At 53.6% G+C, this 14,545-nt stretch carries 14 protein-coding genes and 1 riboswitch; of the genes, 11 read left to right on the forward strand and 3 right to left on the reverse strand.

The window, feature by feature from the left end; translation table 11 throughout:
- The first annotated feature begins 233 nt into the window (after window positions 1-233).
- The 7 genes from AC2FI7_RS18170 to AC2FI7_RS18200 all read left to right on the forward strand — a co-directional run bounded on the left by AC2FI7_RS18170 (window position 234) and on the right by AC2FI7_RS18200 (window position 7,142).
- The gene (locus AC2FI7_RS18170; protein ID WP_496816450.1) at window positions 234-1,907 is read left to right on the forward strand and encodes an acetolactate synthase large subunit; all 1,674 of its coding nucleotides are present in this window, start codon (window positions 234-236) and stop codon (window positions 1,905-1,907) included.
- The gene (locus AC2FI7_RS18175; RefSeq protein ID WP_010443465.1) at window positions 1,904-3,289 is read left to right on the forward strand and encodes an aldehyde dehydrogenase family protein; all 1,386 of its coding nucleotides are present in this window, start codon (window positions 1,904-1,906) and stop codon (window positions 3,287-3,289) included. The genes AC2FI7_RS18170 and AC2FI7_RS18175 overlap by 4 nt, the downstream gene beginning before the upstream one ends.
- Before the next feature lie 112 nt (window positions 3,290-3,401).
- Window positions 3,402-3,604: riboswitch (cobalamin riboswitch) on the forward strand.
- 166 nt (window positions 3,605-3,770) lie between these two features.
- Window positions 3,771-4,517 (forward strand): DUF4198 domain-containing protein, encoded by a 747-nt coding sequence (locus AC2FI7_RS18180; RefSeq protein ID WP_183085423.1) that lies wholly within the window; start codon window positions 3,771-3,773, stop codon window positions 4,515-4,517.
- Between the two features lie 6 nt (window positions 4,518-4,523).
- Window positions 4,524-5,135, forward strand: coding sequence for a cobalt transporter CbiM (gene cbiM / locus AC2FI7_RS18185; protein WP_010443467.1), 612 nt, complete (start codon window positions 4,524-4,526; stop codon window positions 5,133-5,135).
- Window positions 5,132-5,713, forward strand: a complete 582-nt coding sequence (locus tag AC2FI7_RS18190) for a NikL family nickel/cobalt ECF transporter subunit (protein ID WP_010443468.1) — start codon at window positions 5,132-5,134, stop codon at window positions 5,711-5,713. Before cbiM ends, AC2FI7_RS18190 begins: the two co-directional genes overlap by 4 nt.
- A complete protein-coding gene (cbiQ, locus tag AC2FI7_RS18195) occupies window positions 5,713-6,495 on the forward strand; it encodes a cobalt ECF transporter T component CbiQ (protein WP_010443469.1) in 783 nt (260 codons plus the stop codon). The genes AC2FI7_RS18190 and cbiQ overlap by 1 nt, the downstream gene beginning before the upstream one ends.
- Window positions 6,492-7,142, forward strand: coding sequence for an energy-coupling factor ABC transporter ATP-binding protein (locus tag AC2FI7_RS18200; RefSeq protein WP_010443470.1), 651 nt, complete (start codon window positions 6,492-6,494; stop codon window positions 7,140-7,142). Before cbiQ ends, AC2FI7_RS18200 begins: the two co-directional genes overlap by 4 nt.
- 77 nt (window positions 7,143-7,219) lie before the next feature.
- Here the strand turns inward: AC2FI7_RS18200 and AC2FI7_RS18205 are convergent, their stop codons facing one another.
- The gene (locus tag AC2FI7_RS18205) at window positions 7,220-8,467 is read right to left on the reverse strand and encodes a glycosyltransferase family 2 protein (RefSeq protein ID WP_010443471.1); all 1,248 of its coding nucleotides are present in this window, start codon (window positions 8,465-8,467) and stop codon (window positions 7,220-7,222) included.
- A gap of 238 nt (window positions 8,468-8,705) precedes the next feature.
- Between AC2FI7_RS18205 and hpaR the strand changes: the two genes are divergently transcribed.
- Window positions 8,706-9,146 (forward strand): homoprotocatechuate degradation operon regulator HpaR, encoded by a 441-nt coding sequence (hpaR, locus tag AC2FI7_RS18210; protein WP_010443472.1) that lies wholly within the window; start codon window positions 8,706-8,708, stop codon window positions 9,144-9,146.
- Between the two features lie 36 nt (window positions 9,147-9,182).
- Here hpaR and AC2FI7_RS18215 read toward each other — a convergent pair whose 3' ends face one another.
- A complete protein-coding gene (locus AC2FI7_RS18215) occupies window positions 9,183-10,535 on the reverse strand; it encodes an aminotransferase class III-fold pyridoxal phosphate-dependent enzyme (RefSeq protein WP_010443473.1) in 1,353 nt (450 codons plus the stop codon).
- Between the two features lie 25 nt (window positions 10,536-10,560).
- Window positions 10,561-11,346: an IclR family transcriptional regulator gene (locus AC2FI7_RS18220; RefSeq protein WP_010443474.1), complete on the reverse strand. Its 786-nt coding sequence runs from the start codon at window positions 11,344-11,346 to the stop codon at window positions 10,561-10,563.
- A gap of 124 nt (window positions 11,347-11,470) precedes the next feature.
- Between AC2FI7_RS18220 and AC2FI7_RS18225 the strand changes: the two genes are divergently transcribed.
- The 3 genes from AC2FI7_RS18225 to AC2FI7_RS18235 all read left to right on the forward strand — a co-directional run bounded on the left by AC2FI7_RS18225 (window position 11,471) and on the right by AC2FI7_RS18235 (window position 14,543).
- Window positions 11,471-12,403 carry a tripartite tricarboxylate transporter substrate binding protein gene (locus AC2FI7_RS18225; protein ID WP_010443475.1) on the forward strand — a complete coding sequence of 311 codons (933 nt, stop codon included), beginning with the start codon at window positions 11,471-11,473 and terminating at the stop codon, window positions 12,401-12,403.
- 62 nt (window positions 12,404-12,465) lie between these two features.
- Window positions 12,466-13,002, forward strand: coding sequence for a tripartite tricarboxylate transporter TctB family protein (locus AC2FI7_RS18230; protein ID WP_010443476.1), 537 nt, complete (start codon window positions 12,466-12,468; stop codon window positions 13,000-13,002).
- A gap of 8 nt (window positions 13,003-13,010) precedes the next feature.
- Window positions 13,011-14,543: a tripartite tricarboxylate transporter permease gene (locus AC2FI7_RS18235; RefSeq protein WP_010443477.1), complete on the forward strand. Its 1,533-nt coding sequence runs from the start codon at window positions 13,011-13,013 to the stop codon at window positions 14,541-14,543.
- Window positions 14,544-14,545: the final 2 nt, after the last annotated feature.

Genomic DNA, 14,545 nt, shown 5'->3' on the forward strand with positions numbered 1-14,545 from the left:
TTCATTTTGCGCATTACCCATTGCTGACAGTGGAGCAGGGAGCGAAAGGCCACTCAGTTGCGATTGTCGGTCGATAAGCGCGGAACCCAATTCCGAGGGCAAGCTTTTTCCCAAGCGACAGCGATTGCAAGCCGGTGGTTAATCGATGGACCTGAACCTCATTCAAAATGGTGGTACATTTAGTTTCGTGGCCGCCCCAAGCTCACCGATCTGTCGTGAAAACAGGAGATTAAATGTCTACCAATGACCAAATCGTATCGCCAATTAACAAAGCTTCTGATTTGCTGGTTGCAGCGCTTGAGGCGGAGGGTGTTGAGTACATCTTTGCTGTTCCGGGAGAAGAGAATCTAGATGTTCTGGAATCTCTAAGAACCTCAAAAATTGAGTTGGTTCTAACGCGTCACGAACAGGGCGCGGCATTCATGGCTGCGACCTACGGTCGTCTGACGGGTAAGGCCGGAGTCTGCATGGCGACGCTGGGGCCGGGGGCAACGAACTTTGCTACACCAGCGGCCTATGCTCATCTGGGTGGTATGCCGCTGATCATGATCACGGGGCAGAAACCAATCAAGAAGTCGAAACAGGGCCAGTTTCAGATTGTCGATATTGTTGGGTTATTCGATCCGATCTGCAAAATGTCCAAACAGATCGTACACGGCAACACAATCCCCTCATTGATCCGCGAAGCCTTTCGTGTCGCGCAAGAGGAGCGCCCCGGCGCGGTTTTGTTGGAACTTCCGGAAGACATTGCAGCCGAAGAGACTTCTGAGCATGTTCTTGAACCGCATCAGCGTCACTATGCCGTGGCCGGTGATGCAGTTCTGACCGAAGCGGCTGAGATGATCCGTGCTGCCAGGATGCCGCTTTTGCTTTTGGGGGCCGGGGCGAACCGAAAACACGCCCGCAGCGCACTGAGCAAGTTCGTGAACGATACCCAGATCCCATTTTTCAATACTCAGATGGGTAAGGGTGTCGTGGATGAGCGGTCCGAACTGTTTTTGGGCACAGCCGCTCTGTCGGATGGTGATTATCTGCACTGCGCCATCGAACGCGCTGATCTGATCATCAATGTGGGTCACGATGTTGTGGAAAAACCACCGTTCTTTATGGAAGAGGGCGGCACCAAAGTGATCCATGTTAACTACAAGGCCGCGCAGGTTGATCAAGTTTATTTCCCTCAAGTTGAAGTGGTTGGTGATCTGGCGCAATCCATCTCCAAATTGGGTGAGTTCCTGCAAGGACCTTTGGAATTTGACCGAAGTTACTTCCAGCGGGTCAAAAACGAGACCGATCTACACACATCAGAAGGCGCTGATGATCCGCGCTTTCCGGTCATCCCTCAGCGGTTTGTAGCTGACACACGTAAAGTCATGGGGGACTGCGATATCATCGCTTTGGACAACGGTATCTACAAAATTTGGTACGCCAGAAACTACCAGGCCTATCAACCCAACACGGTTCTGCTGGACAACGCGCTTGCGACCATGGGGGCAGGCTTACCTTCGGCCATGATGGCAGCGAAGCTATATCCTGAGCGTAGGGTTATGGCCATTTGCGGTGACGGAGGGTTCATGATGAACAGCCAGGAGATTGAAACCGCCGTTCGTCTTGGCCTCAATCTTGTTGTTACTGTTCTGAATGACAGCTCGTACGGAATGATCCGTTGGAAGCAGTCGCATGCGGGGTTTGATGATTGGGGATTGGAATTTAAGAATCCTGATTTTGTGCAATACGCTAACAGCTATGGTGCTACGGGTCATCGGGTCGAAAGGACAGAAGATCTGGTGCCTACCTTTGAAAAAGCGTTTGAAGCAGGTGGTGTGCATCTGATCGACTTGCCGGTCGATTACAGTGAAAACCAACGCGTTCTCATTGATGAGCTTGCGGCGAAGGTCTGTCTGATATGAGTAATGTTGTTGAAGTTCTGAACCCGTTTGATCTTGAGAAAATCGGCAGTGTCGAGGTTAAAAGCTGGAACGATATCAATGTCATGCTGAATGTGGCACACGGTCTGCACCGTGATCGAGGCACTTGGTTGCCTGCTTACAGGCGGATTGAGGTTCTGAAGAATACAGCTCGGATCATGTCCGGCCGCGCGGAAGACCTTGCGATGCTAATCGCCAGCGAAGGTGGCAAACCCTTGATTGACGCGCGCATCGAAGTGACGCGTGCCATTGATGGTGTCGAGCTGTGTATCCATGAGATCTGTCAGATGGCGGGTCGGGAAATACCGATGGATCTGACGGCGGCAGGATCGGGTCGGATTGCCTTTACACAGCGTGAACCTATCGGCGTAGTGGTTGCCGCAAGCGCGTTTAACCATCCGTTGAACTTGATCGTACATCAGGTGGCCCCGGCTGTGGCCACTGGATGCCCGGTCCTCGTCAAACCGGCACTTGATACACCACTGTCATGCGAAGCATTTGTCGACATCCTGTACGAGGCTGGCCTACCAAAGGAGTGGTGCCATCTGACGATTTGCCAAAATGATGTAGCTGAACGGATGATCACGGACGCGCGTGTCGGATTCTTTTCTTTCATCGGATCGGCACGTGTCGGTTGGATGCTGCGCTCGAAGCTGGCGCCGGGGACGCGATGCGCGTTGGAGCACGGCGGAGCGGCGCCAGTTATCATCGATGAGACAGCCGACATTGATGCCATGATCCCCTTGTTGACCAAGGGTGGATTTTATCATTCCGGTCAAGTTTGTGTCTCGGTTCAGCGTGTTTTTGCTCCATCAGGGATGGTGGAAACGGTCGCTCGAAAGTTGGCAGAAGCCGCCTCAGCGCTGAAGGTGGGTGATGCCCGTGACGCCAGCGTGGAATGTGGGCCACTGATCCGTCCGGGTGAAGTTGATCGAGTAGAACAATGGGTAGACGAAGCGGTTGCGGGAGGTGCCCGCGTAATGACAGGGGGTAAACGGCTGGGCCGAACGACCTATGCTCCGACTATCCTTCTAAACCCACCCGCTGATGCGAGCGTGTCCACCTCCGAAATCTTCGGGCCGGTCGTTTGTGTTTATGAATATGATGATCTTAGTGCTGCATACGAAGCTGCAAACGCTCTTCCTTTTGCATTTCAGGCGTCGGTCTTTACCAAATCCCTGGATACAGCAATGCATGCCGTGCGGTATTTGGACGCCACGGCCGTCATGGTGAACGATCATACTGCTTTTCGGGTCGACTGGATGCCATTCGCGGGTCGCCATCAATCAGGGTACAACACCGGCGGTATCGGCTACACCATGCATGACATGACGCAAGATAAGATGGCTGTAATACGGCTGTGAAGAAGCTGTCAGGATCGATCCGATGCTGGTCGAGCGAATGTGGGTACTCTAATTTCGCAAATGGCCCGCTTAGTGACGGAAACGATTGTTGACCGTGCTTTGCATGTTCTGGCATGAACACGCCATGTTCGGCTCCGGGGGATTCCCCTGGAAGCAATAGGGAATGTAGTGCGGTGCTCTTCGCGCCAAATCTGCAACTGCCCCCGCAACTGTAAGCGGCGAGCGCGGCTGACAATGCCACTGGGATATCCCGGGAAGGCCAGCATAGCGCTTTGACCCGCAAGTCAGGAGACCTGCCGAACACGCGCCCTCGGAAAGGGTGCTCATTGTCGGCGACGGGGTGTACGCTGTATCTGTTTGTCTCGGTCGACGAACGGACGCGGGCCCTCCCCAAGTCAAAACCAAATATGTGCCGGGGAAGGCGCGACCTGAGAAGGACTGAGTTTTGAAGAAATTGCTTTTGGCAGCAGCTGCTGCAGTGATGCCTGCGTTTGCGAGCGCTCATTTCCTAATGGAATACACAGAAAACACGATGATCGAGCGACCCGGTGATGTGCCGGTAAAGCTGATATTCTGGCACCCGTTTGAAGCTGGTCATGTGATGACGCTTGAAAAACCGGAAGAATTCTATGTGATCCACAACGGCAATAAAACCGATCTGCTGGACACATTGGAAGAAACCACATTTGACGGCCCAGACAACAGCGCCAAGGCGTTCAAAGGCTCGGTCCCGGTGAAGCGTTCGGGCGACTATGTGGTGGTGACCGTTCCTACGCCTTACTACGAAGAATCTGAGGATATTTATATCCAGCAGATCACCAAGGCCTATCTGAACCGAAATGAACTGCCCACCGACTGGGATCAGCCGCAAGGTCTGGCAACAGAAATCCTGCCGCTGAACAAGCCCTACAACATCATTGCGGGCTCAACTTTCACGGGTCGCGTGCTGAGCGAGGGCAAACCAGTTGCAGGGGTCGAGATTGAGATCGAATACATCGCCGCCGCCCCTGACCTGAAAAGCACGGGTGCCGCTGCACCGACGGTGTCACCGCTGCCAGGTGGTGCGCTGGTAGCGATTTCGGACGAGAATGGCTATTTCAGTTTTGGTGTACCCAAAGCCGGTTACTGGGGTTTCGCCGCTCTGGGCTCTGGTCCGAAAACCGAGCATGAAGGTAAAGAGCTGAGCCAGGATGCCGTGATCTGGATCCGCGCCTGGGATCTGGAGTAAACCCTTATGCACATTGTAGATGGTGCTCTTTCGAACCCTGTCGTAATCGGCGGTGCGATCGCTGCTGCAGGCGGGATTGCAATGGGGCTGAGGTCGCTGGATCTGGATCGCATTCCCACAGCGGGTGTTCTGTCAGCCAGTTTCTTCGTTGCTTCGCTGATTCATGTGCCGATTGGCCCATCTTCTGTGCATCTGATCCTGAATGGCCTGGCCGGGCTTTTGCTCGGTTGGGCCGCCTTTCCGGCTTTGTTTGTAGGGCTGCTGTTACAGGCTGTATTCTTTGGATTTGGCGGATTGACTGTGCTTGGGATAAATACGCTGAATATTGCCCTTCCGGCGGTACTGACCTGGATGATCTTTGGCCGCCTCATCGCCCGAGGCTCGGCCATTCAGGGGGCGATTTGGGGCGGTATCGGGGGGGCGTTCTCAATCGCAGCCACAACCGCGTTTGTTGCCATTTCACTGGCGATGTCCGGTGACGCGTTCCTGCCTGCGGCCAAGCTGGTGTTTTTCGCCCATATACCGGTTATGGGCATTGAAGCCATGCTTACGGGGTTTGCCGTGATGTTGGCGCGCAAGGTGAAACCGGAACTGTTCAAAAAGGCGGTTTTAACATGAAACAACTGGTTGTTATTGCCACGCTGATGCTCACACCGATTTCGGCCCTCGCACACAAGGTCATCGCGGGGGTTTTCCCCGCTGGCGAAGCGATCGAGGGTGAGCTAGGGTTCTCCAATGGCGATATGGCAAGCGACCAGGAAGTTTTCGTCTACGGCCCCGATGGTGCTGAACTAGGTCGCACCGTTACTGATGGGGACGGGTTCTTTTTGTATATCCCCACAAAACCTGTTGCGCATACCTTCAAGGCCGATCTTGGCGCGGGCCATGTGGCTGAAGTGACCATGTCCGCAAACGAGGTGGCCGAAATCATGGGAGTTGCCGCTGAGGTTGCGGAGATCGGCGCTCAGCCTGCGACTTTTGCAAGCGTTGGAACCGTGATGGTTGCGTCTCTGTCCGACCAAGAACGCGCCGCGATCGCTAAAGTGGTGCGCGACGAAACCCGCCCCCTGCGCCGAGAAATTGCCGCCTATCGCGAACATAACGATATGCAAAGTATTTTGGGGGGCATCGGGTATATCGTTGGTCTCTTTGGCATCGGGTTCTATTTCGCCGCGCGCCGGAAGATGGCCGCCTGATGGCACATGCACTGGAACCCCAGGCCAAAACTCTGGCCGAGGCAGGTGGGAGTGAGCCCTACGGGGTGATCGCGGATTTGGATCCGCGGATGCGCATCGCGATAACATGTCTCTTTGCCGTCGTCACCGTTGCACTAAGTTCAATCCCGTCATTATTGACCGCGCTTTCAGTTTCGATCGGGCTGTTGCTGATGTCGCGTTTGCCCATTCGCAGAACTCTCAAACGTATGGCGATGATGGACAGCTTTATCATCTTCATGTTGGTGCTTTTGCCATTCTCCATGCACGGAGACACCATGTTCACCCTCTTTGGATTTGCGGCAAGCTGGCAGGGGTTCTGGAAAGCCATTGAGATCGCGCTGACGGCAAACGCCGTGATACTGGCGCTGATGGTCCTGGTCGGGTCGATGGAGCCTGTCACATTAGGTCATGCATTGCACAAACTTCGCTGCCCGGAGGTGCTTGTGCATCTGTTGATGTTCACGATCCGCTATATCGAGGTGCTGCGCGAAGAGTACCTGCGTCTGTGCGGCGCGATGAAGGTCAGAGGTTTCCGTCCGGGCACCAACTGGCACACCTATCGCAGCTTTGGTTATCTGGTCGGTATGATGCTGATCCGCGCCATTGAACGTTCCGAGCGCATTCTGGACGCGATGAAGTGCCGAGGGTTTTCGGGCCGGCTTCTGTTGTTGCAAGAATTTAACCTGACCCGACGGGATTATTGGTTTGCCACGATGATGTGTGCGATTTGTGTCAGCCTTCTCATTCTGGATTTTCAATGACGATCCTTGAGCTCGAAGACATTTGCTTTTCGTACCCGGGTCAGGCCCCGGTACTGGACGGGGCTTCACTGCAGCTTGAACCTGGCCAGCGATTGTCGATTGCAGGTCCCAATGGTTCAGGAAAATCCACACTATTTCGCGTTGTCCTTGGCCTTCAAGCGCCCTCTTCTGGGCGCGTGAACATCTTTGGTAAGGATAGGTGTGTCGAGGCTGACTTTCACGAGGTTCGCCGCCGTATAGGATTGGTGTTCCAAGACCCTGACGACCAGTTGTTTTGCCCGACCGTGGCGGAAGATATCGCTTTTGGCCCGCTCAATCTTGGGCGCAGCACGGCCGAAGCGCTTGCCATCGTTGACAAAGTGCTGAGCGATCTGGATTTGATGCATCTGCGCGACCGTATCACGCATAAACTTTCAGGTGGTGAAAAACGGTTGGTGACCCTTGCCACCGTACTCGCGATGGAGCCTGAGGCGTTACTATTGGACGAGCCGACCAACGCGCTTGATGCCAAGAATGAAGCACGGCTTCTGGAAATTTTGCAGGGATTACCTCAGGCAATTCTATTGGTCAGTCATGCCCCTGCGTTCCGCCGCTCATTGGCGCCCGAGACCCTCGAACTCCGACGTGGGCAGCTTGTAACGGTGTAAGGCTGATACGCTGTGATCGGATACTTCGCGTTGGCGGTAACCATCGAATCTAATGGAATAGGCAAATCAACTGAAGATCATGTTGGTTGGTTCAGCGCCATTAGATCGGGATTGGCAGAGACGTTCCCACGTTCGGGTAGAACCGCTGAATGACGCGAACGATTGCCCGCAATCATAGACAGCAAGAACCCGGAAAAAAACGTTTGCACCCCAATAACAATCATCGTGAACGCAGCGATCAAAGTGCGCATCTCGTTCAATGCCGCAAAGTCCGAGGCAATCCAGCCAGAGGTGATAGTGGCCGCCCAGATCAAGCCGCCAAATGTAAGGACAAGCCCGGCCAGAATCCAATATTGTAAGCGCGAGCATCCCAACAATACCCGAGCGCGTTCTGTTGGCAGTCGAAGCCCATCCCGATAGCTGCACATCAGTGCCGCCAGCCACAGCACCACCGTCTGAAAGGCCAGGACCATGGCTGCACTCGCTGCAACCGCCCAGTGATCGCCGATCCTGAAGCCACCGATCAGCGCCATTTCCTGATCTCCGCTAAGTTGCAGTAGAACGGTGATTGCAAATCCTGCGAGGAACAGGACCAGTGCAGGCACCAGAAACAGCCAGGTTGGGCTGAGCAAGAACATGTATATCAGGTGCCGAAGCCCATCTCTCCACGGATTCAAATGTGGTGCCCTACCGCGTCCGTCAGGGGACAAGGTTACAGGAACCTCGGCTATATTCAGCTTCCGCAGCACAGATTTCAGCAGCATTTCGGAAGCAAACTCCATGCCGGTTGAAGATAGGTTGAGCCGTTCCAATGCCTCTCGCCGGATGGCGCGGATGCCACAATGGGCGTCACCGATACCAGTGCGAAACAAAATTCTAAGAATGCCCGACAATGCCGGGTTGCCGATATAACGGTTCTTCCAGGGCATTGCGCCTGGCTTGATTTCGCCACGAAACCGGTTGCCCATGCATAATTCGGCACCATTCATCAACTTTTCGATCATCGGAACCGCTTCGACGAAATCATAGGAACAATCGCTGTCGCCCATCACCAGATACGTCGCGTCGCTTGCTGCAAAACCGCCGATAAGCGCAGCGCCATAACCGCGTTCTTGAATGTTCACGACCCGGGCACCGGCCTTTTCAGCTAGGGCTTGACTGCCGTCCGTGCTGCCATTGTCTGCAACGATTACTTCGCCTGATAGCTGGTATCTCTCAGCGAGAATCTGCAAGGCTTGTTGTGCTCTGATTACACAGGAAGAAATCGTTGCCGCCTCGTTCAGGCAAGGCATAACGATAGCGACCGAGTTTTCGGCTGGCACCATGGTTCAGATAGCTCCCAATAGCGGATCGTAACATCAACAATAAAAGATAATAGCCATAATAGTGTCCAAATCGTGGCCTTAACTGGCCGCAGTTGGAACATTTCGCTTGAAAGGACTTGCTGGAAATTCTCCGAAGCGGCGGGCGCTAGTTAGAGATAACTCTACAATAACAGGCACGGTCGCAGGAACTTGCCTTGTTAAACTTTGCAAACCAAGAATTGACGATTAAGAAGGTCATATGAATACTCAGTCTCATACCAAAAGTACCGCCCGATCTCTTCCAATTGCCCTTTTGCGCGCGCGTGAAACTGTTATGGCACCCATCCGGGATATGCTGCAGGGTATTCGCCTGACTGAACAGAAATGGCGAATTCTGCGCGTACTGGATGAGTTGGGAGAGGTGGAGCAAAGCGCAATTGCGCATGAGGCTTGCCTGCTTTTACCCAGTGTGACCCGTATTCTACGGACGATGGAGGCAGACGGGCAGATTACACGCCGTCAAGACAATGAGGACAAGCGCCGGACTATGGTGCAGATCACCGACGCGGGCCGAATGATATTAGAGAACAATCTCGCCACATCGCTTGCAATATCGAACAATATCGAAGCGCAGCTTGGACGTGAAAAGCTAGATCAACTTCTGGATCTTCTCGAGGAGCTGCAAGAGGTTAAAGTCTGATCCCGTCCTGGCAAAAAAACGAGGTCAGTAGACACGTCAGAGACTGGCCAGTCCGGTATCAAGCGCCGAGAGGATTTTGGCCACATCTTCCGAAGTGATCACAAGAGGCGGTGACAGGATGATGTTATTGCCGGACACACGAACCATTACCCCATCTTCATAGGCTGTTTTTTGTACCTGCAGAGGCAAGTGTTTCGCGATCGGTGCTTTTGTTTTGCGATCTGAGACCAATTCCAGCGCACACATGAGGCCCTCGCCCCCACGCACGTCACCGATGACGTCATATTTTTCGGTCAGCTTTTGCAATCCGGAAAAGAGTTCGTCTCCGCATGCGGCGGCGTTTTCCCAGACCCGCAGGCGGTTTATTTCGGACAGTGCGGCAAGTGCCGCCGCTGCGCCGACTGGATGGCCCGAATATGTATACCCCTGATCAACCGATGCCAGACCAGTGGTGTCGGTTTCAAACACCTCAGCCACTGCGCCAGAAATCAACGTTGCACCGAAAGGAAAATAGCCATTTGTAATCGCTTTGGCCGTGGTCATTATGTCTGGTTTCACGCCCCAATGCCGCGCGCCGCTTTCGCTGCCTGTTCGGCCAAAGGCGGTGATGATCTCGTCCGAAATCAACAAAATACCGTGTTTCGAGCAAACTTCGCGCACCATGGGCATGAAGCTGTGATGTGGTGGGATCACTCCCCCTGCGCCGAGAACGGGTTCCATAATGAACGCCGCAACGGTGTTTGCACCCTGAAATGCGATTTCGGCTTCTAACGCTTTTACGCAAAGCTGCGCTAGCCGTTCTGGATCGGTCTCATCAAACGGGTTGCGATAGGTCCAAGGCGCGGGGACGTGAAAACATCCCGGCAACATGGGCTCGTAGGCTGCGCGAAATTTTTGATTTCCATTGACCGACGCAGCTGCAAAGTGAGTACCGTGATAACCCTGCTTCAGACTGATAAACTTGCTGCGGCCGGCCTCACCGCGAATTTTGTGGTATTGGCGGGCCATTTTCAGGGCGATCTCTACCGAGTCCGAACCGCCCGAGGTGAAAAACGCGCGTGTCAGGCCATCAGGTTCAAAGAACTGCGCAAGCTCATAGGATAGTTCGATTGCCTTGTCGTTGCTGGTCCCACGAAACGTGGAATAGTAGGGTAGGGCGTTCAACTGGTCCGCAATGGCCTGCTTTACTGGTTCGCAGGAATAGCCCAGATTCACGTTCCACAGACCACCGACTGCATCCAGTGCCCGGTGGCCATCAACATCCACAATGCTGACCCCTTCACCGCCACTTAGGATAGTGGGAGGGTTTTTTTGACTGTCCGCCGGATGGGCCATCGGATGCCAGAAATATCGCGCGTTGTTTTCTTTCAGGAAGTTTGAGTCTTTCATGGCTCTCTCTGTCGTCGTGTCGGTATCAACTGGTCTGCAACTGATTCAGGCGGTAGTTGGCAGGAAACTGTCCGCCATAGACTGATGTGATCTCTTTTGAGGCAATGCTCAGTGCGTCGAGCACGGCACTCCGCAGGTCCGATGTGACTCGAGGCTGCGGAATGACGCAGGCGATGGCTCCAATCGCGGTTTGTTCCTCGCCGAAGATTGGTGCGGCGAACCCGTGTACGCCCGTTTCATAGCCGCTCACACTTTCGCACCACCCTTTGTGCAGTGTTTCATCGACCAGATCCATCAGGCGATCGGGGTTTGTCAGGGTGTGTTCGGAATAGGTTGGTAGCGACCCATCCAGTACGTGTTGCAATAGATTTCTGGGGCCAAACGCCAGTGAAACGATGCCCGAGGCGGTCGCATGCAAAGGCAAAATTTCAGAGGTGCCGATACTTATGCGAACGGAATGAGCCTGTGTTTCTTCAACCAATGTGGTTTGCAGTTGATCTGATTTCAGCAGTGACATGTGCATCGTTTCATGCACTTTCAGCACCTGCGCCTTCATAACTATTCTGGCTGCCGTCAGCCGTGGTTTGGCGGCCTCTCGTAGATTGGCCAAACGAAGGGGGGCGGTTCCGATCGAATACAGTTTGGATTGTGGGTCCTGTTCGACCATGCCGTAGTCCGCTAGATTCGTCAGATACCGCAGTGCAGTCGCCTTGTTGATCTGATTCATCCGAGCAATCTGCGACAACCCAAGCTCAGGTTGTTGCAGAGAAAAGCTATCCAAAAGTTTCAGTACTTTCAGTGCAGTCCCCATGATCCAGTCCTTTGTTTCACAATTATCTTGACAGAAAGAGCTTAACACAGCAACAATAAAGCTTAACACAGCAATAAAAAAATTGATACTGTGTTTCAATATATGAACCGCTTGGGAGGACGTAATGAAAAAATTCATGGCTACTGCCGCAGCAATGGCCCTCAGTGCCAGCGCTGTTTTGGCTGAATATCCTGAAAAACCCGTTTCTTTTGTTGTGCCATGGCCACCGGGTGACCTTGAGGATGTGCTTACCCGCCTCATCGCCGACGAATTTCAGGCGATGTACGGTGTTCCCGCAGCAGTGGTTAACAAGCCCGGTGGTGGCGGAGGCCCGTTCCCTGGCGCGGTTGAAGTGGCAACAGCTCCGGCGGATGGATATACAGTAGGCTCTTTCGTCATAGGCGTACCGGTGATCGGCCCCGACATTGGTATTCCCGAGTTGAACCCCAATCCGTTTGACCCGATTGGCATTTTTCTGACCTACCCATTTGTGATCGCATCCAGCAAGGATGCGCCCTTCTCGACTTGGGCGGAACTAGTAGAGCACGGTAAGGAAAACGACGTTGCCTTGGGGCATTTCGGCTCTGTATTGCCACCCACACAGGTGACATTTGCAGCCGCTGTCAGCAGCGGGTTTGATTTCGCGAGCGAAGCCGCTTTCGACGCACTGGACTGCAACACATTGGCTTCGGGCGACGTGGATGTGATCAACACCACGCTTCAACTCATACTTCCCTGCTTGGATCAGGTGAACGTCCTGGCCAGCATCGGAGGAGAGCGGATATCGCTGGTTCCTGACACGCCAACCATTGTTGAACTTAACCCTGATCTGCCTTTGGCACTTTGGAACGGTCTGTTCGTGCACAAAGACACTCCAGCCGATGCACGTGAAAAGATCACCGCAGCCGCGCAAAAGGCCCTGAGTTCCGATAAGGCCAAGCAGCTTGCCGAGGAAACGGGTGCGCTGATCTACTGGCAGGATCCAGATGCGTCCAACGCACAGATCGAACAAGACAAAGCCTCGTTCGCCAAAATCGAAGAGATTCTGGGCGAATAACATGAAACTGGCCCGGCAGCATCAAATCTGCCGGGCCAGTTTCAATCAGGGGAGGGGTTTAGATGATCGCGAAGACCTTACAGGACATGTTCAAACGGTATCGCCGACCTGGTGATGTTGTATTCGCAGTGCTTTTCCTTGGTTTTTCGGTTTTTCTGCTGACGCAATTGGGTGAGCAGACCAAAGCCGTAAAGCGGACCAAATGGTTTGCCCAGCCCAACCTCTGGCCCATGATCTCGCTCTGGGCGATGGTCATCTTTGGGTTCCTTCACTGGCTGAGCTCAGCCATGTCCCCCCGTCTTCTTGGTCGCTGGACAGAAGTCGGTTTCTGGGTGCGATCGCTTGAATATGTCGCATATTTTTTGGTTTACGTGATGCTGGTTCCCATTTTGGGATACCTGCTGTCGACCGTTTTATTTGCTGTTTTTCTGGCGTTACGAACTGGGTTTCGGGGCGCAAGAACAGTCGGTATCGCGGCTTTGTTCGGTGTTTTTGTTACTGTCGTTTTCCGAGCCTTCCTACAGGTCAAAATCCCTGCTGGTGCTGTTTATGAATATCTGCCCGACAGCGTTCGCGCCTTTGCGCTGACATATCTCTGAGGTTCGAAATGGAAACACTATTTTCTGGTCTTTCGATCCTTGCGCAATGGCAGGTAATTATCGCGCTGCTGATCGGGTCAATCGGCGGGGTCATAATAGGTGCTCTTCCCGGAGTTGGTGCACCCGTTGCCATCGCAATTCTATTGCCAGCAACATTTGCTTTTGAGCCGATTGTCGGTCTGACATTGCTGCTCGGAATATACGGGTCGTCCATGTATGGCGGCGCAATCCCGGCGATTTTGATCAACACGCCTGGTACGGCCGTGAACGCGCTGACAACGTACGACGGTTACCCAATGACTAAACGCGGGCAGGGGCACCGGGCGCTCTCACTGGCATACTCGGCCTCGTTCTTTGGTGGGGTCTTCTCGATCATCTGTCTGATGATCCTGTCGCCGGTGCTGGCTTTGATCGCGCCGCATTTCGGTAGCCGCGAAATTTTTCTAGCCGCTTTGCTGGGAATTATCTTGGTGGTGCTTGCCCACCGCGGACAAATATTTGCTGCGGGAATGCTGGCCGCCTTCGGTATTTTTCTAAACACTGTGGGTTTGGAACCGGTCAAGTACACGCGTCGGTTTACATTTGACCAAAGTTGGCTTGCCTCAGGTATTGACTTGATCGTTGTGGTTTTGGGCTTGTTTGCGATCAGTCAGGCGTTGCTGCTGCTTCTGGAAAAGAACCATGCACCCGGTAAAGCGCATGTCAGCGGCAGCATTTTCGCGGGCCTGAAAGAGCTTTTGGGCATCAAGCGCGTAGCGACTGTGTCCTCAAGCATTGGTGTCTTCATGGGAATGGTGCCTGGCACCGGTGAATTTACATCGCAGTTTTTGTCATACACCTATGCTCAGAAAACCTCGAAGGATCCCGATAAGTTTGGCGATGGATCACCCGAGGGACTGGTGGCATCCGAGGCGGCCAATAACGCGGTGCCGGGTGCTGCGATGATCCCGCTGCTTGCGTTGGGCATTCCGGGTGAAGCACTGACGGCGATGATGCTGTCGGTGTTTTATGTCCACAACGTCATTCCTGGCCCACAGCTGTTTGAATCTCAGATGGACTTTGTGATGGCGCTGTATATGGCGCTGATCTCGTTGAATGTTATCGTTCTGGTGTTCCTGCTGTTTTCGACGAACCTGCTTCTCAAGATTATCCAGATACCAACTCGCTTTCTGGGGATCATGATATTGGTGTTGTCTTTTGTTGGTGTTTATTCGCTGAGGAACTCGATAACAGATTGTGCGCTTGCGGCGGGTTTTGGTGTCTTTGGCCTTATTCTGAAACGGTTGGATTTGCCGATTGTGCCAATCATTCTTGGAATGGTTCTTGGTGGTATCATGGAGGTGAAACTTCGTAGCGCCATGGCGCGGGTGAAAACCCCACTCGACTTCGTCGACCGGCCAATCGCGGCCATCCTGTTTGGCTTGATACTGCTGATCCTGATCCTTCATTTCCGCACTCTGTATTTCGAGTTCAGAAACAAGTTGCGGCCCGAGCCTACGGCTGAGCCTGTTGATGCCGACCACCCAAACCAACAAGGGTAATC

The sequence above is a fragment of the Ruegeria sp. YTSA064 genome (genome assembly GCF_059610325.1).